Below are 22,079 nucleotides of genomic sequence, written 5' to 3' on the forward strand. Positions count from 1 at the left end.
GGGTGATTCCGGGTGATATCGAGTGTTGCAGAAGTCGAAGTTGGCAGGGCGAGGTTAATGCGTGATCAGCAGTTAAATCAAAACCAATGACAGGAGACACAGCAATGAACAAGATCAAGAGAAAGAGTCTGTTGGCAGTGATGTCGATAGCGGTATTGGCACTGGGCAGCACGGCCGCCATGGCCGATTCCAAGAATCCCAAGATCGGTTTTTCGATCGACGACTTGCGGGTAGAGCGCTGGGCCAGGGACCGCGATTTTTTTGTCGCGGCGGCTGACAAGCTGGGCGCCAAGGTGTTTGTGCAATCGGCCGACGCCAGCGAACAGCGGCAGATCGCCCAGATCGAGAACCTGATCTCGCGCGGCGTGGATGTCATCGTCATCGTGCCGTTCAACGCGACCGTACTGACCAATACCGTCAAGGAAGCCAAGAAGGCCGGCATCAAGGTGGTGTCGTATGACCGCCTGATCCTGAACGCCGATATCGATGCCTATATTTCTTTCGACAATGAAAAGGTCGGCGAGATGCAGGCCGAAGGCGTGCTCAAGGCGCAGCCCAAGGGGAATTACTACCTGCTGGGAGGATCACCCACCGACAACAACGCCAAGATGCTGCGCGAAGGCCAGCTGAAAGTGCTGAAGCCGTCCATCGACAAGGGAGACATCAAGATCGTCGGCCAGCAATGGGTCAAGGACTGGAGCGCCACCGAAGCCCTGTCGATCGTGGAGAACGCCCTGACTGCCAACAATAACAAGATCGACGCCATCGTCGCTTCCAACGACGGCACCGCCGGCGGCGCGATCCAGGCGCTGGCTTCGCAAAAGATGGCGGGCAAGGTGCCGGTCTCGGGACAGGACGCCGACCTGGCCGCAGTCAAGCGCGTGATCGCCGGCACCCAGGCCATGACGGTCTACAAGCCGCTCAAGCTGATCGCCTCCGAAGCGGCCAAGCTGTCGGTGCAGCTGGCGCGCAACGAAAAACCTTCCTACAACGCCCAGTATGAAAACGGCGTCAAGAAAGTCGATACGATCCTGCTGAAACCGACGCCGCTGACCAGCGCCAACGTCAAGCTGCTGGTGGACGACGGTTTCTATACCGAAGCCCAGATCAGCAGCAAGTAAGCTGCCGCATGAACTGAAACGGCCGCGGCGGCTTTGGTCCGCCGCGTCGCCGTTTTCCCTTCAATCATTGCGGGAGCAAGCATGTCCGACTATTTGCTGGAAATGCGCGGCATCGTCAAGGAATTCGGCGCGGTGCGTGCGCTGGATGGCATAGACATCAAGGTCAAGGCTGGCGAATGCCTTGGCCTGTGCGGCGAAAACGGCGCCGGCAAATCGACCCTGATGAAAGTGCTGTCCGGCGTTTATCCGCATGGCAGCTGGCAGGGCGAAATCCTGTGGGAGGGCCGGCCGCTGCTATCGCAGTCGATGCGCGATACTGAAGCTGCAGGCATCATCATCATCCATCAGGAGTTGATGCTGGTGCAGGAACTGTCGGTTGCGGAAAACATCTTCATGGGACACGAACTGACCTTGCCGGGCGGGCGCATGAACTATCCAGCCATGTACCGCCGCGCGGCGGAACTCATGCGCGAGCTGAAAATGCCGGATATCAATGTAGCGCTGCCGGTGATGAACTACGGCGGCGGCCACCAGCAGCTGGTGGAAATCGCCAAGGCGCTCAACAAGAAAGCCAGGCTGCTGATCCTGGACGAACCGTCATCATCGCTGACGGCGTCCGAGATCGCGGTGCTGCTGGATATCATCCGCGACCTGAAAGCCAAGGGCGTGGCCTGCGTGTATATCTCGCACAAGCTGGACGAAGTGGCCGCCGTGTGCGACACCATCGCCGTGATCCGCGACGGCAAGCATATCGCCACCACCCCGATGCAGGACATGAACGTCGATCAGATCATCACGCAGATGGTGGGCCGCGAAATCAGCGCCATGTATCCGGACCAGGAACATGAAATCGGCGAAGTGATATTCGAGGCGCGCAATGTGACCTGCCATGACGCCGACAATCCGCAGCGCAAGCGGGTCGACGACATTTCCTTCTCATTGCGGCGCGGCGAGATCCTCGGCATCGCCGGGCTGGTCGGCGCCGGCCGCACCGAGCTGGTGTCGGCCTTGTTCGGCGCCTATCCCGGGCGCAGCCAGGCCGAGGTCTGGCTGGAAGGCGTGAAGGTCGATACAGGCACGCCGCTGAAAGCGATCCGGCTTGGGCTGTGCATGGTACCCGAAGACCGCAAACAGCACGGCATCGTGCCCGATCTCGGCGTCGGCCAGAACATCACCTTGGCGGTGCTCAAGGATTTTTCGCGCCACACCCGCATCGACGCCGAAGCCGAACTGAAAACCGTGCAGGCTGAAATCAGCCGCCTCCAGCTCAAGACATCCAGCCCGTTCCTGCCGATCACCAGCCTGTCCGGCGGCAACCAGCAAAAGGCGGTGCTGGCGAAAATGCTGCTGGCGCGGCCCAAGGTCCTGATCCTGGACGAACCGACGCGCGGCGTCGACGTCGGCGCCAAGGCCGAGATCTACCGGCTGATGGCGGACCTGGCGCGGCAGGGCGTGGCGATCATCATGGTGTCGTCCGAACTGGCGGAAGTGCTGGGCGTATCGGACCGCGTGCTGGTCATCGGCGAGGGCAAGCTGCGCGGCAACTTCGTCAATCGCGGCCTGAGCCAGGAAACCGTGCTGGCGGCGGCGATCGACCAGTCGTCGCAGTACCTGGCGTCGCAGCAGCTGGTCGCCGCCGCATCTGAAACAGGGAATAACGGGAAACTGATATGAGCACCATCAACATCAAGCAGCTGTTCCGGCAATACAAGATCATGGCCTTGCTGATTGCGATTGCCCTCATCTGGGCATTCTTCAGCTGGAAGACCGAAGGCGGTTTCGTGACGCCGCGCAACCTGTCCAACCTGCTGCGCCAGATGTCGATCACCGGCATCCTGGCCTGCGGCATGGTGCTGGTGATCATTGCCGGCGAAATCGACCTATCGGTCGGCTCCATGCTCGGCTTGCTGGGCGGCGTCGCTGCCGTGCTCAACGTTACCCACCATTTGCCGCTGCCGCTCAACCTGTGCCTGGTCTTGCTGCTGGGCCTGGCGCTGGGCTTGTTCAACGGCTACCTGACGGCTTACATGCGGATTCCTTCGTTCATCGTCGGCCTTGGCGGCATGCTGGCGTTCCGCGGGATTTTGCTGGGCGTCACCGGCGGCTTGACCATCGCGCCGGTTTCCAGCGACCTGGTCTACCTGGGCCAGGGCTACCTGGCGCCGCAGCTCGGCATCGTGCTCGGCATCGGCCTGTTTGCACTGGCGCTGGCGCTCACCTGGCGGCAGCGCCGCAACCGCATGCAGCATGCGCTGCCGGTGCCGCCGCTGTGGCGCGACGCGCTGCGCGTGTTGCTGATCGGCCTGGTGCTGCTGGGATTTGTCTCGACCTTGAATACCTACGACGGGATTCCGGTGCCGGTGCTGCTGTTGCTGGCGCTGCTCGGACTGTTCAGCTACATCACCACCCAGACTGTGTTCGGCCGCCGCATCTATTCGGTCGGCAGCAACATGGAGGCGACCCGGCTGTCCGGCGTCAATGTGCAGGCGGTGAAGCTGTGGATATTCGGCATCATGGGCGTGATGTGCGCGCTGGCGGGCCTGGTCAATACCGCACGCCTGGCGGCGGGTTCGCCTTCGGCCGGCAACATGGGCGAGCTCGATGCGATCGCGGCCTGCTTCATCGGCGGCACTTCCATGCGCGGCGGTTCCGGCACGGTATACGGCGCGCTGATCGGGGCGCTGGTGATGGCCAGCCTGGACAACGGCATGTCGATGCTGGATGTCGACACCTACTGGCAAATGATCGTCAAGGGCAGCATCCTGATGCTGGCGGTGTGGGTCGATGTCAGCACCCGGTCTAGCCGTTAGAGGCATATCCCGGCATTCATGCTGACGCCGGATGGCGTGTCGCGGCCCGCGCAGTCGAGGCTGGGCCAGCCAGTAAAAATCCTTCCTTTGCAGCGGCGCATTTGGCTCGCTTGAAATGGCCGCGGCCAAAGATGGCGGCCGCGCAATCGGGTAGTGCGCCATCTGCCCGGCGTTTTCACGAGCCGCTTCTCTCTGGACCCCCCGCGAAAGACAGGCGTGGCTGCTTCTCCAGTCCTTCCCTCCAGGCAATTTTTTTGCGGCAGCCTGAGAGCCAGGCAGCAGCATCCATGACAAAAAAATGTCTGCTTTCGACAAGCAAAATGGCGGGCTTTGACAAGGTCCGTTTCTTTTTGTCCGTTATCGACAACAAGTTAGATTTTCCCCCCGCTCCTTCCTAGTTGTTTTGTCCTGCCCACCCCCGATTCAGAGAGACAGTCGGTCCTACTCAAATAGGGACCCATCGGTCATATACGTTTTTTTCTGCCTGCCTATACTCATTGCAAGGACGCGAGCATTGCAGTCCGATCGAAACCGGCAGAGTCGAATCATGAGAAACCACTACGGAGAAGAGTATGCGATTAACCGACGATCCATCGCATGCCCTCATGAGTTTCTTCAAGGAAGAGGACGGTGCGTCGCTCATAGAGTGCGCGCTCATCGGAGCGCTTGTTATCGTGGTCTGCACGCTTGCGTTGCTCGCTCTGGTGAAGAGCACATGAGAAATCGCGTTGGACGCATGCCGCAGCTCATTACCGATCACGTTTCATTTGAATGGCAGAGATAGATCATGCAAGCATTTTATTCATTACTCGAACTTCTCGGCATGCTAGTCACCGATCCCCGTACGGGAGTCTTGATTGCATTGCTGATAGTGGCTGCTGCGAGCGATTGGCGAACCTACCGGATTCCTAACTGGCTCACTGCAAGCGGCACGGCGTTCGGCCTGATTTACAACACGGCAGTTCCGATGTCGACGCACGCCGGTTTTCTATGGACGTTCGACGGCCTGCTGCTTGGCTTGCTCATGATGCTGCCGCTGTACGCGCTCAAGGCCATGGGGGCAGGCGACGTAAAACTGATAGCGATGGTCGGGGCATTCCTCGGCGTTCCCGGGATATTTTTTGCGGTCATATCCACTTTCATTGTCGGCGGCATCGCTGCCCTGGGGTTTGCCCTGTTTAACAGAGCGCTGGGGCGGATGCTAGGCAATGTAAAGAATATGGTGCAAATCATGATGCTGTCGGCAATTGGAGGTTTCAGGCCGGACGCCCACATAGACGCAAGCAAGTCGGTGGGGAAATTGCCGTACGGCGTCAGCATCGGCATAGGCACCACCGGCTATCTGGTGGCACGGCAACTAGGTTATTTGTAGCTTGCAAAACAAACTTGACTGGAATCGAAAATGAAAAACGTCAAAGCAATCGGATTGCTCGTGCTGGCCTCGGCGATCGGTCTGGGAGCCGCTGTATATGCGGCTGGGTGGGTGTCGAAGCAAGGCGGCGTCGCCTCCAACAAAGTCGTGGTGGCCGCGTCAGATATCGAACTGGGAAGCAGGATCAATGTGCAAATGCTGTCGACCGTCGACTGGCCCAGCGGCTCGGTGCCGGCCGGCGCCTTCAAAGAAGTCAAGGACTTGCAGGACCGGGTGGTGAAAGTCGGCGTGCTGCGGGGCGAAGCAATCCTCGACGGCAAGCTGGCGCCGGCCGGCACGCAAGGGGGGCTTTCCGCCGTGATTGCGGAGGGCAAGCGGGCCATGACGGTCAGGGTCAACGATGTGGTCGGCGTGGCTGGTTTCGCGCTTCCCGGCAACTATGTAGACGTCATGGTGAATGCGCAGCAGGACAAGAACAAGGGCGAAGAAGGCAAGCAGATCAGCAAAACCGTGCTCGAGCATGTACTGGTGCTGGCGGTGGCGCAGGAAGCTGGCCGCGACGATACCAAACCTCGGGTAGTCAGTGCGGTGACGCTGGAGTTGACGCTGGAGGATTCAGAGAAGCTGGACCTGGCGCGCAGCGTCGGCACGCTATCGCTAGTGCTGCGCAACCAGGTGGACAAGAACACGGTAACAACCGTAGGCATTACCAAGAACCAGCTGTTTGGAGAGCGTGTAGAACCGGAAGCAGCGCCAGCCAAGGTTGCAGCTGTAAAGCCCAGGGTGATGCGCAGCAAACCGATGGTGGCGTCAGCCTCGCAATCGCAGTGTGTCGAGGTAATTCAAAACGGCAGCCGGACGCTCAACTGTTTTTAATTAAAACAATCTAGGGAGCAGTTCAAGTGAACAACAACTACAGAAATGTGATCTTCTTCGCGGCGCTGGCCTTGTCCGATGGAGCACTCGCGGCCAGCGCACCTTTCGCCAATCAAACTCTAGGCTCTTCCGGCCTGAGGCCTTGCGGATCCGTGACGGTTGACCCTGTTACTTACGTCACGCTTGGCAAGTCAAGCGTCATCCGGCTGAATGTTCCCGCCGCCCGCATGCTGGTCGGCGGCCAATCGTCGAACCGCGCCGGCCGGCCGCCTGCAACCAACGACAAGACCGTGCCGCCGGGGCCTGCGAATGCACCTCCAGCCCCGGCGCAAGCGGCTTCGGACGGCGTGGCAGATGTGGATATCACGCTGCTCAGTCCTACCGAACTGTTTTTCCTGGGACGGAAGTCAGGATCGATGAATGTGGTTTTGCAGAGTTCGGATGGACGCTGCGTCATCAAGGACATCATCGTTACCGTCGATCCGGGCACCTTGCAAGCCAAGCTAGGCGAATTGATGCCTGAAGAAACCGGGATCAAGGTGCGCGGCGCGGAAAACTCACTGGTGCTGACCGGCCAGGTCAGCGACGCCATCAAGCTCGACGAAGCGATAAACCTGGCCAATGCTTACGGCGACGGCAAGAAGGTGGTTAACATGCTGCGCGTCACGGCCCCGCAGCAGGTCATGCTGGAAGTGAAGATCGCCGAAGTCAGCAAGACGCTGCTCGACAGGCTCGGGTCGAACGTCAGCCTGACCCGTCCCAGCAATGGCGGAGGCAATACCTATTCCCTGCTATCCAATTTCCTGAGCGGAGGCAATGCCTTGCTGCAGGCGCTGAGGATCGGCCGGACCTCGGTAAACATCGACGGGCAAAAGAATGACGGCCTGGTGCGGGTGCTGGCTGAACCGAACATCATGGCGATCAGCGGTCAGCAGGCCAGCTTTCTGTCGGGCGGCAAGATCTTCATTCCTGTGTCCCAGACCAACAACGCTGGCCAGGCCACCATCACGCTGGAAGAAAAGGAATTCGGCATCGGCGTGAAGTTCATGCCCACTGTGCTGAACGGCGGCCGGGTCAACCTGAAGATGGTCTCGGAAGTATCGGACTTGTCGCAGCTTGGCTCGCCGTTCACCACCGTCGGCGGCGTCACGGCGGTGCTGCCGTCGCTGACGGTGCGCCGGGCGGATACCACCGTCCAGCTTAACGATGGGCAAAGCTTCGCGATTGCCGGCCTGATCAAGAACAACGTCACTGAAACCATGAAGCGTTTCCCTGGCTTGGGCGAGGTGCCGGTGCTTGGAGCGCTGTTCAGGAGTTCCGAGTTCCAGACTGACCAGACCGAGCTGCTGTTCGTGATTACGCCGCATCTGGTGAAGCCGCTGGCGGAAGCGCCGACGCTGCCGACGGACAATCATGTCGTACCAAGCCGTGGCGAGGTTTATTTCAACGGCAGCCTGGAAGGCTCGGCTCCGGCTCCGGCTCCGGCTCCGGCTCCGGCCCCGGCTCCGGCCCCGACTCAAGCTCGAGCTCCAGCTCCAGCTCCAGTCGAAGCTCAAGCTCCAGTTCCAGCTCAGGCTCCAGTTCCAGCTCAGGCTCCAGTCGAAGCTCAAGCTCCAGCTCCAGTCGAAGCTCAAACTCCAGCTCCAGCTCCAGCTCCAGCCATGGCGCCGACAGCCAGTTCTGAAGATGTCGCTGCTAATCCTGTAATCAAATAAAAGGAAAGTCCATGAACAAGCTCGCAATCGTACTGTTGCTCGTCCTGACGGCGGGCTGCTCGACAGTCACTCCCAACTACGACACCAAATTCGGCGACGCCGTGCGCCAGGCCAAGCTCAAGATGATCATCAATCCTGACGCCGGCAAGAATCCCGACCAGGTGGCGGGCATGGACGGCAAGGCGGCCAAGGAGACCATCAATCTCTATCAGGGCAGCTTTAAGGCGCCGCCGCCAGCGGTCAACGTCATCAATATCGGCGGCAGTCTTGGCGCCACGCAGTAACGCAGGAATGATGCATCAAGGATTTTATTGATCAAGGCAGCAGGATAAGCTGCCGGCGGAAAAGGGAGTCTTCTTTTCGCAACGTTGTAGGAGAAGCAGGTAGTAACCGTGCGGTACCAGGGCAGTAAATTTCAATTGAACATTAACCTCAAGAGGTAAAGAAATGAACGCTAATCTTAAATTGGTCAAACAATCCATCGGTTCTTTCGTGCAAGACGAAGACGGCGCCCAAGTTGTCGAATATGCGCTGATCATCGCTGTCGTCTCGATCGCGCTGGTGGTGGCATTGAATGCGCTGACTGCAGCCGGAGGCGGCTTCTCGCAATTCATTACCCGCGTAACAAACTGCCTGAAGACCGGCGGGACATGCGCTTGATCTCAGTTGGTGCCGGCGAGCCGGCCGTTTAGCCGGCTCGCCCATTCAGTTAAAAGGAGATTGTCATGCTTCATCGATTCTTGCAAGAGGAAGACGGCGCCCAAGTCGTCGAGTACGCATTGATCATTGCTGTCGTATCGATAGCGTTGGTCGTGGCGCTTCAAGCTTTGACCACGGGAACCAGCTTCTCTGACTTTATTACCCGTGTATCAAATTGCCTGAAGACAGGCGGCACCTGCGCCTGATTTTGCTGCAAAAAACGGAATCTCGAAAAGTCTGTTTGTCATAACTCTAAAAAAGGCGTCATCGTGGACCGTGTTGCTATCCAGCGTCAGTGTCATCGCCAGGACGGGGCAGTGATAGTCACCGTATCGCTCGTCCTGCTATTCCTGATGGGATTCATGGCGATTGCCCTCGACTTTGGCCATCTGTTCGTCGTCAAGACAGAATTGCAGACAGCGATGGACAGTTGTGCGCTGGCGGCCGCGCAAGAGCTTGACGGCGAGAGCAGCGCGCTGACGCGCGCCACCAACGCCGGCATTACCGCTGGCAACTTGAATAACGTCAATTTCCAATCTTCCTCATGGAGCAGCCAGGGCAAGATAGTCGCTGCGGATATCACTTTCAAGGATGCCGCCTACGGCGCCACCGCCGCGGCCGCCAACGCCAGATATGCGCAGTGCCAGCACACGCAGTCCGGCTTGAACATGTGGCTGCTGCAATCCATGGGCGCTTTTGCCAACGACACGACGACCTATACGAATACGCAAAATGTCCTGGCAGTCGCAGTGGCGACCCGCGCCAGCGCCCAGACCACCTGTCCGATCCCGGTCGGGCTGAAGCCCAAGACGGGTGGGACAGCGCCGAATTACGGCTTCCAGATCGGCGAGTGGGTCAACATGATCGGCAACGGGACGCAGTCTACCGGTGAAATGGGATGGTACAACCTGGACGGCAGCACGAGCGCCAGCGAGACCAGGCGTGAACTGGGCGAACCTGGATATTGCGGCACCAGGCTGGGCGACACCTTGGGCACGCCAGGCGCCCAGACTACTGTGGATACGCCTTGGAATTACCGCTTCGGCATTTATAAGAACGGCGATCCCGGCCCTAGCGTCGATCATCCCGATTTTTCAGGTTATGCGTATACCACGACCAATTGGAAGAACGCGGTTCCGCAAAACGCGTGGTCGGGAACGCCGGCGGCGGGTTCCGCTTCGAGTGCAGCAAATTTCATGGCCAAACGCGCGGCTTTCGCCTCCTATGACGACACAGGAACCAGCCTGAACGGCGGCGATGGCATTACGGGTTTGAACACGAACGGTTTCAAGACACTGGCTACGCCGGGCGTCGGAGGGCAGCACAATTTGTACGGCTTCAGCAGAAGGCTGGTAACTGCGCCAATTGTCGATGCGTCGAACAAGGTGATCGATTACGCCTGCATGTTCATGCTGCAACCGTTAAGCGGGCCCACGGTAACCGTGCAATTGGAATTTCGCGGCAATGGCGGCAGCACCAGCAGCCCATGTACGACCAACGGATTGGCAGGCGGCGCCGCCGGTCCGCTGGTGCCGGTTTTAGTGAGATAAGGGGACAACCATGAAAACCAGACAGAAAGGCACGGCGCTCGTTGAGTTTGCCTTGATCCTGCCGATGCTGCTGCTGCTCACTTTCATCACGACGGAATTCGGCCGGGCGATATTCCAGTACAACACGATCACCAAGTCGGTGCGGGATGCGGTCCGTTATCTATCGCTGCAGACGCCGGGAACCCATACCGCCGAAGCACAGAACCTGGTGGTGTACGGGAACGTTGCAGGTACCGGGACGCCCTTGGCGCCGGGGCTTAGCGTGGCCAACGTGTTGACGCCGACCTGGCAGACCGCCGGCTCCAACCCGCTGATCAACACTGTGCAGGTTACCGTGAGCGGCTATAAATTCGTCCCCCTGTATGGCAGCGTGTTTGGCGTTGCGTTCGCTGATTCGACAGGGAAAATTACATACAGCAATATCAGCGCCACCATGCGGAGTTCGATATGAACATGAACAAGCAATCGCAATCCGGCGCCACCGTGGTGGAGTTCGCCCTGGTGCTGATCGTTTTCCTGACTTTTCTGCTGGGAATCACCGACTTCAGCCGCATGCTCTATAGCTGGAGTGCGGCGACCGAGGCCACGCGCGCCGGCGCACGCTATGCAGTGGTGTGCGACGACACCACCCAGAAGGCGAAAGTCCTGGCGAAGATGCAGGCGCTGCTGCCCCAGATCGTCGACATCAACCTGGCGTGGAGTCCTGCCGCATGCACCGCGGCGACTTGCGAAGGGGTGACGGTAACGATCACCAGCCTCAACTATCAGTGGATCTCGCCCATCGCAGGCAGCGCGGCACTGGCTGCAATCCCGATGCCTGTGTTTTCTACTTATCTGCCGCGGGAAGCCATGCGGCTAGACCCGAACAGCGCCGCAATCTGTTCCTAACACTCAGGGAAAACAAAATGAAGATCGCCGTGATTTCTCCCAATGTCAATAACCTGCAAGAGATGGGGCGGGTCCTGGGTACGTATTCGCACTCGGCCACGCTGATTGAAGGCGGCAAAAGCCGGATGCGTATCGTCGCCGAACAGGAGCAGCCGGACCTGATGCTGGTGGAGGGCATGTGCTGCGATCCGGCCGAACTGGCCCAGGTGGAATACGTCACTACCCATCATCCGAGCATCGCGGTGATTCTGTTGTGTGCTACCCACACGCCGGAATTCCTGATCAATTCGATGCGCGCCGGCGTGCGCGAGGTGCTGCCGTCGCCGGTGACGCCCGCTGCGCTGGAAGCCGCTGTAAACCGCATCGCGGCCAAACGCATCGGCGGCCCTGTCAGGACGCTGGGCAGGATACTGGCGTTCATGCCGTGCAAGGGCGGCAGCGGCGCCACGTTCCTGGCGACCAATCTCGGCTGCCAGCTGGCGCAAACCAAGTCTGTGCTGCTGATCGACCTGAACCTGCAATTCGGTGAAGCGCTGTCGTTCGTGCATGACGGCGAGCCGGCCTCGACCCTGGCCGATGTGGCGCGCGACATCGGCCGGCTGGATGCGTCGTTCCTGACGGCCAGCACGGTCAAGGTGGCGCCGAACTACAGCATACTGGCGGCGCCGGAAGAGCCCTCGCAAGCGATGGAGCTGAAGCCGGAACATATCGACGCCATCCTCAACCTGGCGGTAGCGCAGTACGACTTCATATTGCTCGATGTCGGCCGCACCTTGGACGGACTTGCGATCAAGGCGCTGGATCGGGCCGACCGGATTTTCCCGGTATTGCAGGCCGGGCTGCCCTACCTGCGGAACGCCAGCAAGCTGCTGACGATATTCAAATCCTTGGGCTATCCGATGAACAAGGTCGAACTGATCATCAACCGCTTCGAGAAGAGCAATGAAATCGGCATCGATCGCATGCAGCGTTCTTTAGGGCCGGTGACGCTGCACACCGTTCCCAACTCATATAAAGAGGTCAATGCATCGATCAACCACGGCGACCCGATGATCGACATGGCGAGTTCCAATGCGGTGACCAAGAATCTGGCGGCGTTCGCGCTGTCGCTGAGCCCCAGGGAAGATGAAAATCGGGGATTTTTAGGACGCTTGTTCAGGCGGGCATAAATGGTGCAAGGGCAGAGCAATAACAGAGCCACCCATTTCCAGCCGGACCCAAGTGCAGGCCAGCAACTCTAACCGGAGCATACGAAAATGTCTTTTCGAGAAAAACTCAACGCCGTCAGGATAGAGCCTGTCGAGCACCCGCAGGGGCAAGTCGCGAGCGACGCATACAAGATATTGAAGGGGCGGATGCATCTCAAGCTGCTGGACAAGTTCGATCTGGCTGCGCTGGAGACCCTGGCTCCCGAAATGCTGCGCCAGGAAATCACCACGATGATCGAACGCCTGCTGAAGGAAGAGCAAGCGGTGGTCAATGACATCGAACGGCGCTCGCTGATCCGTGATATCCAGCACGAAATGCTGGGCTTCGGCCCGCTTGAATTGCTGATGGCCGATCCGACCGTGTCCGATATCCTGGTCAACTCCTACGACCAGATATACGTGGAGCGCAGGGGCAAGCTGGAAATAACCAATGTCACTTTTACCGATGAGAAGCACCTGTTGCGCATCATCGACAAAATCGTGTCGCTGGTAGGCCGGCGGATAGATGAATCCAGCCCCATGGTGGACGCCAGGCTGCCGGACGGATCCCGGGTCAACGCAGTGATTCCGCCGGTAGCGCTGGATGGGCCGATGATGTCGATTCGCCGCTTCGCGCATATCCCCCTCAAGATGAGCAATCTGGTCGAGGAGTACAAGAGCTTGACTGCGGACATGGCGTTCATGCTGGAAGGCTTGAGCAAGGCCAAGGTCAACATGATCATCTCCGGCGGCACCGGTTCCGGCAAGACGACATTGCTGAACATCCTGTCCGGCTACATTCCGGTATCAGAGCGCATCGTCACAATCGAGGACGCGGCCGAGTTACAGATGCAGCAGCCGCATGTCGTGCGCATGGAAACGCGGCCGATGAATATCGAGGGCAAGGGCGAGATTACCCAGCGCGCATTGGTGCGCAACGCACTGCGCATGCGGCCCGACCGGATCGTGATTGGCGAAGTGCGCGGCCCCGAGGCAGCCGACATGCTGCAGGCGATGAACACCGGCCATGAAGGATCGCTCACGACCATCCATGCCAATACGCCGCGGGATGCGCTGTCCCGGCTCGAAAACATGGTGGGCATGGCAAATCTCAACTTGCCGCACAAGGCTTCCCGGCAGCAAATTGCTTCAGCCATTACGGTCATGATCCAAGCTATCAGGTTGACCGACGGCAAACGGAAAATCACCAGCATCCAGGAACTGACCGGAATGGAGGGCGACATTATCACCATGCAAGAGATATTCGCCTTCAAGCAAACCGGGATTGGCATCGATGGCGATGTCCAGGGCTATTTCCATGCAACAGGCGTGAGGCCGAAGTTTACTGAACGCCTGCGTTCGTTTGGCGTGGTGTTGCCGGACACAATGTTCGATCCCGCTAAACATTACCACTGAAGGAGTGAAAATCATGCTGCAATCAATCGGTGGCAACACTTTCCTGGTTTTTTCAGTGCTTGTTTTCGTTGCGGTGGTCCTGCTTCTGGAAGGCTTCTTTATGATGTGGAAATCATACAGAGGCCCGGAAGCCAAGAAGATTTCGAAGCGGCTGCAGGCACTGTCTGCTTCCCTTGATAAAACCAAGCAGTCGCAGCTGTTGAAACAACGGATGCTGAGCGAAATACCGTTATTCGAGCGCATCTTGCTGAGCCTTCCCAGGGCCCGCAGACTGGACCGGTTCATCCTCCAGGCGGGGCTCGACTGGACCGTATCCAAACTGCTGCTGTCGTGCGTGGCATTGGCAGTGGCGGGTTGCCTGGCGATGACTTTTCTGGTTCATCAATCGCTCCTGCTGGGCGCTGCGCTTGGCATTGCGCTGGCAGCTTTACCGCTGCTGTATGTGCGTCATAAACGGAGCCGGCGCCTGGCCAGGATTGAGCAACAGCTGCCAGATGTGCTTGATCTGATCACCAGGGCATTGCGTTCCGGGCATGCGTTTTCGTCCGGCCTGCAAATGGTCGGAGACGAAATGGCTGAGCCGATTGCCGGCGAATTCCGCATCGTCCACGATGAAGTCAATTTCGGCGTATCGCTGCAACAGGCATTGACTAACCTGAGCGAGCGCATACCGATTACCGACCTGCGTTACTTCGTGGTGGCGGTGCTGATCCAGCGCGATTCAGGCGGCAACCTGACCGATGTGCTCGGCAATCTGAGCCGCCTGATTCGTGAACGCCTGAAACTGCTTTCGAAGGTGAGGGTGCTGTCGTCCGAGGGGCGGCTGTCGGCCTGGATCCTGGGGCTCATGCCCTTCGCACTGGGGGCCGCCATGAGTTTCCTGAACCCGGATTTCATGAAGCCGTTGTGGCACGATCCTATCGGCATTGCAATCATTAAATACATGCTGGTCTTGATGGTTCTCGGCATTCTGGTCTTAAGAAAAATAATCAGAATCCGGGTATAAGGGAGAACGAAATGCTCATACTTTCCGTACTCGTCTTCTTCGCTGTAACGCTGGGGCTGGCAGGATTGTTCCTGTGGCTGGCGCCAACCAGAGCGGAGCAGCGGCTGCAGGCAATGTCCGATCCGGCCGAGAAGCAGCAATGGACGGAAACCATGGTGAATCTGGTCGGCCCCTTTGCCAATCTGTCTTCACCCACTGGTAACTGGGAGGAATCGCCGCTGCGGCTCAAGTTTTTCAATGCCGGAATCCGGCATAACGATGCGCGGCTGGTTTATTTTGGCATCAAGACCTTGCTGCCGCTGCTCTTTGCCGGGTTGGCATACCTGGCGCTGAGCACAATGACTCACTTTCAGGGCTTGACGTTCCTGCTGTACCTGATGCTGGCAGCCATGATCGGTTGTTACCTGCCTAACGCCCTGTTGCATTGGAAAATAAAAATGCGCAGGCGCGAAATTTTCGAAAGTTTTCCCGACGCCACGGACCTGATGCTGGTTTGCATCGAAGCAGGTTTAGGACTGGATGCCGGCCTTACCAAGGTGGCTGACGAAATCAGGATAAAAAGCGTCGCCCTGGCGGAAGAACTGCACTTGACCAATCTGGAAATGAGAGCGGGCGGAACACGCGAGAAATCCTTGCGCAACCTGGCGCTGCGCACGGGTGTTGAGGAAATAAGCATATTCGCTACCATGCTGACGCAAGCAGACAAGTTCGGCACAAGCATCGGCGAATCCCTGCGGGTATTTTCCGATGACCTGCGGCACAAGAGGCAGGTGCGCGCCGAGGAAATGGCTGCCAAGGTTCCGACAAAAATGCTGTTCCCTTTGGTGGTCTTCATATTCCCATCGATTATCATGGTCATCATGGGACCGGCCGTGATTCAGATCATCAGGACCATCATGCCAATGCTAAGCGGGGGAATCCATTGAGCTGCAATCAGGAATGCGGGCTCCCCAGCTGGTGCTTGATTGCATAAACGTACAACTCAAGGCGATTGCTCACGCCCAGCTTGTGGTAGATCGATGTCAGGTGGTTGCACAAGGTGTGCTCGGATATGTATAGCCGTTGCGAAAGCGCTTTGTTCGAAGCGCCGCTTCCCTCGACTATCGTGTGAATGATTTTTTGCTCCTTGGCTGTCAGGGTCGCTTTCTTTTTCGTGTCGATGTCTGGCTTTGACGTCCCGGCCGGCACCATGAGTTCGCCGAATACCCTGCCCAGCGTTTCACGGTCCAGCCACAATTCGCCTTGATGGGTTTTTTCGATCGCCTTCAGCACTTGTTCCGCCGATGCGTCTTTGCGCAATATCCCGCGGGCGCCGCGCAAAACCGCTATATCCAGTGTCGCCTGTTTGCGTTCGCCGGTTAAGATCAGGACGCGCGACACCAGGTTCGACAGCAGGGCGGGGAGGATATCCAGGCCGTTTTTCCCATCCAGGTCAAGGTCCAGCAAAACGACATCCGGAATCAGCTGGTCGATTTTCGCAAGCGCTTCTTCGCAGGTTCTTGCGGTTCCGACCACTTCCATCTTCGGTTTTTCACCGTCGATCAATTTACCCAATCCCCACAGCATCGTCTGGTGATCGTCGATGAGCATTACGCGAATGGTTTCGTCCGCCGGCTTCATGGTGCCACCTTTTTAAACGGGTATTTCGATCAATACGGCGGTGCCGCCGCCAACGCCTTGCTTCACCTGGGCCGTCCCGCCCAGTGCGCTAGCCCGCTCGGTAATCGAACGCGGCATGAAATCGATAGACTGGGTGCCGATGCCTTCATTTTCGATCTGGATCTTGAGCCAGCCGTCTGCGCACTGGAGTTTGACCAGTCCGCGCTGGGCATCGGTGTGTTTGCAGATGTTGCTCAATCCCTCGCGCACCACCTGCAATACCTCTGCAGTCAGGCGGTCGCTGACGTTAAGTTCGCCTTCCATGCTGACTGCGATATCGATTCCGTAGAATTCCCTGACTTGCGCCGCCTGCTGGCGCAGAATGGCCAGGAATATCGGCTCAGTCTTTCCCGATGCGGTTTTAAAGGTGCCGGCATAGCGCCGCAGGTCGCCTATCACCTGTGCCGCCATGCTGATCAATTTATCGAGATCGTCGATCAGAGGATTGTCTGGGGCAGCTTTGTGCCGTAACGCGCTCAATCCCATTTTCAGGCCGATGTATGGCTGGATGGCGGTATCGTGGATATCCAGTGCAATTTTTTTCCGTTCTTGCGAAACCGCCTCCGAGGCCATCCGATCGAGAAGTTCGATGTTATCGAGAACAGGAAACGCCTGTTCAGCGACATGGCTCAAAAACAGGGCGTCCGCTTTGTTGAATCTATTTTTCCGCGAGATGACATAAATGCGGCCGTTGCCTTTTCTCAATGACAAAGGAACACTGATAAAGGAATCTGTCTCCAGCAGCTCGGCCATGTTCTGGCTGGCCTGTTCTTCGCGATTGGTCCATTTGCCGCTCGCACTTTCATATACCTGGGATCCCCCGAGGACGAACATGGCAGGCCCAATGGGGCGGGAGTAGGCAACGATCTGGTCTTGCGAAAAAACCATGAGCCGGGATGCCGCTTCTGCGCGGACTTCCACGGCGTTGATTGATTGCTCTGCATCGCCTTCTTTGATCGTCCGCAATGAATAGGTCGCGGAATCCTTGTCCAGGGTCACCAGAATACAGCTGTTGCCTCTGAAAAAAACCAATGTCTTTTTCAGGACAGAGGTAATGGTGTGATCGACCCCAAAACGCGGATTCGACAGCCGGCTGACATCGCGCAGCAGTGCAATCCGGCGCTTCAGTTCCAGTTTCGATTCCCCCCAGCGTGCGCTCATGTAGCCGAATGTCAGCAAGAAGGTGGTGCGCAACAATAAGCGGGGAAGATCTTGCTGTGCCTCCAGCGTCAAGCCGCATGCGGCAAGCAATACCGCTGAGGCGATGGTGATTCGCGCACCTTCCTCGAAACCCCAGCGGAAAGACGCAGTGAGAATGGCGAAAAAGAAGAACAGGGAAAAAAAGCTGCTGATGCCGCCTGTGAACAAGACGATCAGCGCATACCAGCAGACATCCATCCAGTGAATCAGTTTGCTCTGTGAAAATGACTTGTTAAGCAGGGCAAAAATGTAAAGGACAATGCAGTGGAAGACATACCCGGAAAAGATGAGCCAGGTAGAACGGTCAACGCCGCTTAAGCCTGACGGGTCGATAAAAATCGCCAGCAGGCCGGACACAGCCAGGACCAGCCGCATCCGGCTAACCATTTGGGCGTCAGCAGCGTCCGTGGCCAGGCTCAACGCAATTTCGTTTTTTTTGTCTAGCCTGTAGACACCCATAGTGTTCTCGCGCCAAAACATAGAGCGTGATCCTCCCTTTGTTTCCTAGCGCGTTAGTTTTATGGGGATACCCCTTATGGGACGCGCTGATGCCTGGAAACCGCCAAACCAAATTGCTGCTTTTTTGATAATTCCTCTAATTTTTTTTGAGAAAATGTTTTTAATTGTTAATTTTATTTGGTTACTGATTGTTAATTTATATATTGCCCCTCGGGTATAGCTATGTCAATGCTGGATGTCGACACTGCCGGCAAATGATCGTTACGGATACAACATCTTGATGCTGGCGATGTGGGCCGATGTCAGCATATGGCCAGGGCGGCAAGGAGCGGCAATGGTGGCCGCTTGGTCTATGGAAACATCCTGGTTGCGATTCCGCGTATTATACTTGTGCGGCTAGACAGATCCCGGCTGGCAGGGCGGGGCCATACGACAAATCGCTTGAAAGGCGCCGGCGCGCGATGCATACGCAGACTATCCTCACCTATACCGCCTTCGCGGCGCTGTCCATCCTCAGTCCTGGGCCGTCGATCCTGCTGTCCCTGCGCAACGGCGCCACCTATGGTCCGCGTTCGGTGATGTGGTCCGGCCTCGGCAATATTTCCGGCGTGTTCTGCCTGTCCACCGCGGCGATCCTTGGCCTTGGCGTGTTGCTCAAGTCGTCGGCCATGCTGTTTTTGGCAGTCAAGGTTTGCGGCGCGCTCTACCTGTTTTATATCGGCATCCGGCACCTGTTCGCCGGCTCGGGCGGACTCGCTTATGAATCGGAAGCAGGGCAGGCCGGGATTGCTCCGCCTCCTCGCAAGCTGTATGGCGAAGCCTTCCTGACGGCGGCGACCAATCCCAAGGCAGTATTGTTTTTCACAGCGCTGTTCCCGCAGTTCATCGACGCCCAAGCGGCTCTGCTGCCGCAGTTCCTGGTCCTCATGGCCATCTTCATGAGCTTGTCGTACAGCACCCACCTGAGCTACGCCGTAGTGGCATCCCGCGCCAGGCACCTGCTGGTGAGGCCGCAGTTCGCCAAATGGGTGAACCGGGTGGTGGGGACCGCCTTCATTTCGTTCGGCTCGCTGCTGCTGGCATTGCGTCGCCAGGCCTCCTGAATCCGTATGTCGAATTGTAATCGTTTGTAAGGGTAGTCAACAGCACCTGCATCGCCCTCGTTATCTGCTCAAGCCCTCGGGATTTTCCTGAGGTAACCAAGATAATGTAAAGGTGCACACATGAACAAATTACTCGCAACCCTGGTCGCTGGCTTGTTTGCTACTTCTGTTTTCGCCCAGGCAGCTGCCCCGGCAACTCCTGCAGCGCCTGCTGCATCGGCAGCAGCAAGCGTAACCGCACCGGCTGCAAAAGCAGACGTGAAGGCGGATGTGAAGGCCCCTAAGGTTGAAACCAAGGCCGTTGCCAAGACCGAATCCAAGGCAGCCGCCACCGAAAAGACCGCTAAGGCAAAAACCCATCACACGCCTTTCAAAGCCACAGGCAAGGTGAAGGCAGATCCGGCTGCAGCCAAGGCCGATACCACGGTAGCCGCACCTAAGTAATCCAAGTAGCGCACAATGCAAGAGACAGGATCATCCTGTCTCTTGCATTTTCATGCGTCGTTTTTTTTGAACATGTCTTAAGGAATAAATCATGGGTATCCTGGAAGAAGTCATTGGCGCGGTGGTCGCAGTCGAGGGTGTGAAGAAGCTGGATCCGAATGCATCCATACTGACCGAAGGCATAGCCGCCATTGCCGGTTACAAGGGTGTCGAAGCGGTGACTGAACATCTCGAGAACAAGGAAGAGGAAAGCAAGGCGGGCGATGACCCTCAGCAGCCTGCTTAAAGTCCTTGAACAATTCAGAAGAGGAATCTTCCCATCCCGGGAGATTCCTCTTTTCCATTTCAGCGCCCGAGACAAACCGCGAAAAATATGTCACTGTAAGACGCAATCAATCCGAATCGAGGCAGGGAGAAAAGATGAAGCTGACTTACTGGGTAGCTGCAAGCCTGAACGGCGACAAGACCGATGCCGTCATTGCCCGGACCAAGCATGACTGCGAACAGAAAATCCTGACTTACGACAATCCTTCGGAGTACGGCCAGCCGGTAAAAAAATCCTTCCTTTACGGCGACGTATTCGACCTGTTTGAAATGGCGACAGCCAAGGACGGCGGGCGCGGCATGGGATAAAACGGCGGCAGCAGCCAGCTGCGCCATATCGCAGGAATAGCAGATGCGCGGCGATACTCGCCAGCATGCCGAGCGTGCCTGCGGTTTCAAGCAAGGCGGCGAGCATGATTTTCCTCCTTTTGAGCAACGGCCTACAAGATCGGACGCAGCGCCAGCTGCAGCCCGAGCACGGCAAGGCACATGAAAAACCAGCGCCGGAAAGTCGCAGGACTGACACGCCGGCGGATATGCTGGCCCAGCCACATCCCCAGCAATGCAGGCAGCACCGCAAGGCCGGAGATTCCGATATCGTCCAGCTGGAAGGCGCCTTGCCGCTGCAAGCCGATGGCCAGCGCGATGGTCGACACGGTGAACGACAGGCCCAGCGCCTGCACCAGCTCCTCCTTGTCCAGCCCCAGCGCCTGGATATAGGGCACGGCCGGAATCACGAACACGCCGGTGCCGCCGGTAATCAATCCAGTGACGACACCGACCAGCGGCGATAGAGGACGTTCCATTCGTGCAGGAAACGACAGCTGGCGCGCAGCCAGCCCGAACAGTGCATAGACCACCAGTACGACGCCGAGCGCTATTGCAGTCCAGCCGGCGCTGTCGTTGGTCATCAGCCAGGCGCCGGCAACGGTGCCGGCGGTGATGCCGGCCACCATGGTCCACAGCCGCCGGGCCAGCGCCAGGAATCCGGGGCCGGCCAGCAGCTGCCAGATGTTGGTGACGAAAGACGGCAGGATCAGGAGCGAGGCTGCCGCTGCCGGCGGCATGGCGATTCCCAGCAGTCCCATGGCGACGGTCGGCAATCCCATGCCGGTCACGCCCTTGACTGTCCCGGCGACAAGGAAGATGAGGCAAACGGCAGACAATCGTGGCAGGTCAAAATGGAGCATGGCGGAGATCTCGAAACGCGACAGTCGCATTTTTCTCGATCCGGCGCTGCCGCACAATGCGTAAGAATCGTATCCAGCCTTAGGCTATGCCTAAGGCTGGAAGGCTGCTAGCATCGTGCTTATGCGTTTCGACCTGACCGATCTCCGCCTGTTTCTCCTGGTTCTGGAAACCGGCAGCATTACCCATGGCGCGGCGCTGGCCAACATGTCGCTGCCCTCGGCCAGCGCGCGCCTGCGCGGCATGGAGGAGCTGATCGGCTTGCCGCTGCTGGAGCGGCGCCAGCGCGGCGTCGAGCCGACCCCGGCCGGCGATACGCTGGCCCACCATGCGCGGCTGGTGCTGGCGCAAATGGAGCAGCTGAGGGGTGAGCTGGGGGAATATTCAAAGGGACTCAAAGCCCATGTCCGGCTGTGGGTCAACACGGTCGCCATGACCGAGTTCTTGCCCAGGGCGCTGGCGCCGTTCCTGGCCGCGCGCCCCAATATCGATGTCGACCTGAAAGAACGGCCCAGCACTGACATCGTCAAGGCAGTGTCGCTAGGCACCGCCGACATCGGCATCATTTCGACCACCGCCGACCACGGCAGCCTGCAGCTGTTTCCCTTCGCCACCGACCGCCTGGTGCTGGTCGCGCCGCGCGGCGATCCGCTGGTGAAACTCAAGCGCATCGCCTTCCAGCATGCGGCCGGCCGCCAGTTTGTCGGACTGAGCGCCGGCAACCCCTTGCAAAACTATCTCGACGAGCATGCCATGCGGGCCGGCAGTCCGCTTTCATTCCGGGTGCGCGTACGCACCCTGGAGGCGATCTGCCACATGGTAGCGTCCGGCGTCGGCCTGGCCATCGTGCCGGAGACAGCGGCCCGGCGTTGCCGGCGTTCGATGGCGATCCAGCCGGTGCGATTGACGGACGCCTGGGCAACCCGGCAGCTGGCCGTCTGTACGCGCGATGCCGATGCCTTGCCGCAGTATGCGCGGGAACTGCTCGAACACCTTTCTGCCGCCAGCGGCTGATCCTCAGTCCTTACATCCCGTCGCACATCCCCATTCTTGACATCGTCC

General features: G+C 58.3%; 25 protein-coding genes. 22 read left to right on the forward strand and 3 right to left on the reverse strand.

From position 1 onward, the window contains the following. Positions 1 to 140 precede the first annotated feature (140 nt). From xylF to BM062_RS14660, 17 genes are all read left to right on the forward strand, one after another. On the forward strand, positions 141 to 1,121 hold the full coding sequence (xylF, locus tag BM062_RS14585; RefSeq protein ID WP_371326592.1) for a D-xylose ABC transporter substrate-binding protein: 981 nt from the start codon (positions 141 to 143) through the stop codon (positions 1,119 to 1,121). Between the two features lie 81 nt (positions 1,122 to 1,202). Then, positions 1,203 to 2,795: a D-xylose ABC transporter ATP-binding protein gene (gene xylG / locus BM062_RS14590; RefSeq protein WP_092398050.1), complete on the forward strand. Its 1,593-nt coding sequence runs from the start codon at positions 1,203 to 1,205 to the stop codon at positions 2,793 to 2,795. Next, a complete protein-coding gene (locus BM062_RS14595; RefSeq protein WP_092398052.1) occupies positions 2,792 to 3,931 on the forward strand; it encodes a sugar ABC transporter permease in 1,140 nt (379 codons plus the stop codon). The genes xylG and BM062_RS14595 overlap by 4 nt, the downstream gene beginning before the upstream one ends. Before the next feature lie 572 nt (positions 3,932 to 4,503). Continuing rightward, positions 4,504 to 4,650, forward strand: coding sequence for a Flp family type IVb pilin (locus BM062_RS25600; RefSeq protein ID WP_175501014.1), 147 nt, complete (start codon positions 4,504 to 4,506; stop codon positions 4,648 to 4,650). Positions 4,651 to 4,718: 68 nt separating this feature from the next. Then, positions 4,719 to 5,303 carry an A24 family peptidase gene (locus BM062_RS14600; protein ID WP_092398054.1) on the forward strand — a complete coding sequence of 195 codons (585 nt, stop codon included), beginning with the start codon at positions 4,719 to 4,721 and terminating at the stop codon, positions 5,301 to 5,303. Positions 5,304 to 5,333: 30 nt separating this feature from the next. Then, positions 5,334 to 6,179, forward strand: a complete 846-nt coding sequence (cpaB, locus tag BM062_RS14605) for a Flp pilus assembly protein CpaB (protein ID WP_092398056.1) — start codon at positions 5,334 to 5,336, stop codon at positions 6,177 to 6,179. Positions 6,180 to 6,205: 26 nt separating this feature from the next. Continuing rightward, positions 6,206 to 7,894, forward strand: a complete 1,689-nt coding sequence (locus BM062_RS14610) for a type II and III secretion system protein family protein (protein WP_092398058.1) — start codon at positions 6,206 to 6,208, stop codon at positions 7,892 to 7,894. Between the two features lie 11 nt (positions 7,895 to 7,905). After that, complete coding sequence (locus tag BM062_RS14615) at positions 7,906 to 8,178, forward strand: hypothetical protein (RefSeq protein ID WP_092398060.1); 273 nt, start codon at positions 7,906 to 7,908, stop codon at positions 8,176 to 8,178. 163 nt (positions 8,179 to 8,341) lie between these two features. Beyond that, complete coding sequence (locus BM062_RS14620) at positions 8,342 to 8,554, forward strand: Flp family type IVb pilin (RefSeq protein WP_092398062.1); 213 nt, start codon at positions 8,342 to 8,344, stop codon at positions 8,552 to 8,554. Between the two features lie 65 nt (positions 8,555 to 8,619). Beyond that, entirely contained in the window at positions 8,620 to 8,799 is a 180-nt protein-coding gene (locus BM062_RS14625; RefSeq protein WP_092398064.1) for a Flp family type IVb pilin, read from the forward strand. A gap of 111 nt (positions 8,800 to 8,910) precedes the next feature. After that, a complete protein-coding gene (locus tag BM062_RS14630; RefSeq protein WP_254785082.1) occupies positions 8,911 to 10,143 on the forward strand; it encodes a Tad domain-containing protein in 1,233 nt (410 codons plus the stop codon). A gap of 10 nt (positions 10,144 to 10,153) precedes the next feature. After that, a complete protein-coding gene (locus BM062_RS14635) occupies positions 10,154 to 10,594 on the forward strand; it encodes a TadE/TadG family type IV pilus assembly protein (protein WP_092398066.1) in 441 nt (146 codons plus the stop codon). Positions 10,595 to 10,596: 2 nt separating this feature from the next. Continuing rightward, positions 10,597 to 11,031, forward strand: coding sequence for a TadE/TadG family type IV pilus assembly protein (locus BM062_RS14640; protein WP_092398299.1), 435 nt, complete (start codon positions 10,597 to 10,599; stop codon positions 11,029 to 11,031). Between the two features lie 17 nt (positions 11,032 to 11,048). Beyond that, the gene (locus BM062_RS14645) at positions 11,049 to 12,200 is read left to right on the forward strand and encodes an AAA family ATPase (RefSeq protein WP_092398068.1); all 1,152 of its coding nucleotides are present in this window, start codon (positions 11,049 to 11,051) and stop codon (positions 12,198 to 12,200) included. A gap of 87 nt (positions 12,201 to 12,287) precedes the next feature. After that, on the forward strand, positions 12,288 to 13,634 hold the full coding sequence (locus BM062_RS14650) for a CpaF family protein (protein WP_092398070.1): 1,347 nt from the start codon (positions 12,288 to 12,290) through the stop codon (positions 13,632 to 13,634). A gap of 13 nt (positions 13,635 to 13,647) precedes the next feature. Further along, entirely contained in the window at positions 13,648 to 14,640 is a 993-nt protein-coding gene (locus BM062_RS14655) for a type II secretion system F family protein (protein WP_092398072.1), read from the forward strand. Positions 14,641 to 14,651: 11 nt separating this feature from the next. Next, the gene (locus BM062_RS14660; protein WP_092398074.1) at positions 14,652 to 15,566 is read left to right on the forward strand and encodes a type II secretion system F family protein; all 915 of its coding nucleotides are present in this window, start codon (positions 14,652 to 14,654) and stop codon (positions 15,564 to 15,566) included. 7 nt (positions 15,567 to 15,573) lie between these two features. Here BM062_RS14660 and BM062_RS14665 read toward each other — a convergent pair whose 3' ends face one another. Together BM062_RS14665 and BM062_RS14670 are read right to left on the reverse strand one after the other, a co-directional pair. After that, entirely contained in the window at positions 15,574 to 16,260 is a 687-nt protein-coding gene (locus BM062_RS14665; protein ID WP_092398076.1) for a response regulator, read from the reverse strand. Between the two features lie 12 nt (positions 16,261 to 16,272). Then, complete coding sequence (locus BM062_RS14670) at positions 16,273 to 17,979, reverse strand: sensor histidine kinase (RefSeq protein ID WP_254785083.1); 1,707 nt, start codon at positions 17,977 to 17,979, stop codon at positions 16,273 to 16,275. Between the two features lie 440 nt (positions 17,980 to 18,419). On the opposite strand from BM062_RS14670, the gene BM062_RS14675 reads away from it, so the two are divergent. The 4 genes from BM062_RS14675 (at position 18,420) to BM062_RS14690 (ending at position 20,138) form a co-directional block, all read left to right on the forward strand. Beyond that, positions 18,420 to 19,061: a LysE family translocator gene (locus BM062_RS14675; RefSeq protein ID WP_092398078.1), complete on the forward strand. Its 642-nt coding sequence runs from the start codon at positions 18,420 to 18,422 to the stop codon at positions 19,059 to 19,061. Between the two features lie 120 nt (positions 19,062 to 19,181). Further along, on the forward strand, positions 19,182 to 19,505 hold the full coding sequence (locus BM062_RS14680; RefSeq protein WP_092398080.1) for a hypothetical protein: 324 nt from the start codon (positions 19,182 to 19,184) through the stop codon (positions 19,503 to 19,505). A gap of 91 nt (positions 19,506 to 19,596) precedes the next feature. Then, positions 19,597 to 19,791: a hypothetical protein gene (locus tag BM062_RS14685; RefSeq protein ID WP_092398082.1), complete on the forward strand. Its 195-nt coding sequence runs from the start codon at positions 19,597 to 19,599 to the stop codon at positions 19,789 to 19,791. Between the two features lie 134 nt (positions 19,792 to 19,925). After that, positions 19,926 to 20,138, forward strand: coding sequence for a hypothetical protein (locus BM062_RS14690; RefSeq protein WP_092398084.1), 213 nt, complete (start codon positions 19,926 to 19,928; stop codon positions 20,136 to 20,138). A gap of 131 nt (positions 20,139 to 20,269) precedes the next feature. Here BM062_RS14690 and BM062_RS14695 read toward each other — a convergent pair whose 3' ends face one another. Continuing rightward, the gene (locus BM062_RS14695; RefSeq protein WP_371326591.1) at positions 20,270 to 21,049 is read right to left on the reverse strand and encodes a sulfite exporter TauE/SafE family protein; all 780 of its coding nucleotides are present in this window, start codon (positions 21,047 to 21,049) and stop codon (positions 20,270 to 20,272) included. A gap of 91 nt (positions 21,050 to 21,140) precedes the next feature. On the opposite strand from BM062_RS14695, the gene BM062_RS14700 reads away from it, so the two are divergent. Continuing rightward, complete coding sequence (locus BM062_RS14700; protein ID WP_092398086.1) at positions 21,141 to 22,031, forward strand: LysR family transcriptional regulator; 891 nt, start codon at positions 21,141 to 21,143, stop codon at positions 22,029 to 22,031. Positions 22,032 to 22,079 lie beyond the last annotated feature (48 nt).

The organism is Collimonas sp. OK412, from assembly GCF_900112135.1.
GTDB classification, from domain to species: Bacteria; Pseudomonadota; Gammaproteobacteria; order Burkholderiales; family Burkholderiaceae_D; genus Collimonas; species Collimonas rhizosphaerae.

Coding starts and splice junctions, on each gene's coding strand:
- BM062_RS14695 (WP_371326591.1), bottom strand. CDS start 21,049: ATGCGACTGTCGCGTTTCGAGATCTCCGCCATGCTCCATTTTGACCTG.
- BM062_RS14620 (WP_092398062.1), top strand. CDS start 8,342: ATGAACGCTAATCTTAAATTGGTCAAACAATCCATCGGTTCTTTCGTG.
- BM062_RS14615 (WP_092398060.1), top strand. CDS start 7,906: ATGAACAAGCTCGCAATCGTACTGTTGCTCGTCCTGACGGCGGGCTGC.
- BM062_RS14640 (WP_092398299.1), top strand. CDS start 10,597: ATGAACAAGCAATCGCAATCCGGCGCCACCGTGGTGGAGTTCGCCCTG.
- BM062_RS14675 (WP_092398078.1), top strand. CDS start 18,420: ATGCATACGCAGACTATCCTCACCTATACCGCCTTCGCGGCGCTGTCC.
- xylG (WP_092398050.1), top strand. CDS start 1,203: ATGTCCGACTATTTGCTGGAAATGCGCGGCATCGTCAAGGAATTCGGC.
- BM062_RS14690 (WP_092398084.1), top strand. CDS start 19,926: ATGAAGCTGACTTACTGGGTAGCTGCAAGCCTGAACGGCGACAAGACC.
- BM062_RS14670 (WP_254785083.1), bottom strand. CDS start 17,979: ATGTTTTGGCGCGAGAACACTATGGGTGTCTACAGGCTAGACAAAAAA.
- xylF (WP_371326592.1), top strand. CDS start 141: ATGTCGATAGCGGTATTGGCACTGGGCAGCACGGCCGCCATGGCCGAT.
- BM062_RS14595 (WP_092398052.1), top strand. CDS start 2,792: ATGAGCACCATCAACATCAAGCAGCTGTTCCGGCAATACAAGATCATG.
- BM062_RS14625 (WP_092398064.1), top strand. CDS start 8,620: ATGCTTCATCGATTCTTGCAAGAGGAAGACGGCGCCCAAGTCGTCGAG.
- BM062_RS14600 (WP_092398054.1), top strand. CDS start 4,719: ATGCAAGCATTTTATTCATTACTCGAACTTCTCGGCATGCTAGTCACC.
- BM062_RS14650 (WP_092398070.1), top strand. CDS start 12,288: ATGTCTTTTCGAGAAAAACTCAACGCCGTCAGGATAGAGCCTGTCGAG.
- BM062_RS14685 (WP_092398082.1), top strand. CDS start 19,597: ATGGGTATCCTGGAAGAAGTCATTGGCGCGGTGGTCGCAGTCGAGGGT.
- cpaB (WP_092398056.1), top strand. CDS start 5,334: ATGAAAAACGTCAAAGCAATCGGATTGCTCGTGCTGGCCTCGGCGATC.
- BM062_RS14655 (WP_092398072.1), top strand. CDS start 13,648: ATGCTGCAATCAATCGGTGGCAACACTTTCCTGGTTTTTTCAGTGCTT.
- BM062_RS14645 (WP_092398068.1), top strand. CDS start 11,049: ATGAAGATCGCCGTGATTTCTCCCAATGTCAATAACCTGCAAGAGATG.
- BM062_RS14680 (WP_092398080.1), top strand. CDS start 19,182: ATGAACAAATTACTCGCAACCCTGGTCGCTGGCTTGTTTGCTACTTCT.
- BM062_RS14635 (WP_092398066.1), top strand. CDS start 10,154: ATGAAAACCAGACAGAAAGGCACGGCGCTCGTTGAGTTTGCCTTGATC.
- BM062_RS25600 (WP_175501014.1), top strand. CDS start 4,504: ATGCGATTAACCGACGATCCATCGCATGCCCTCATGAGTTTCTTCAAG.
- BM062_RS14665 (WP_092398076.1), bottom strand. CDS start 16,260: ATGAAGCCGGCGGACGAAACCATTCGCGTAATGCTCATCGACGATCAC.
- BM062_RS14660 (WP_092398074.1), top strand. CDS start 14,652: ATGCTCATACTTTCCGTACTCGTCTTCTTCGCTGTAACGCTGGGGCTG.
- BM062_RS14700 (WP_092398086.1), top strand. CDS start 21,141: ATGCGTTTCGACCTGACCGATCTCCGCCTGTTTCTCCTGGTTCTGGAA.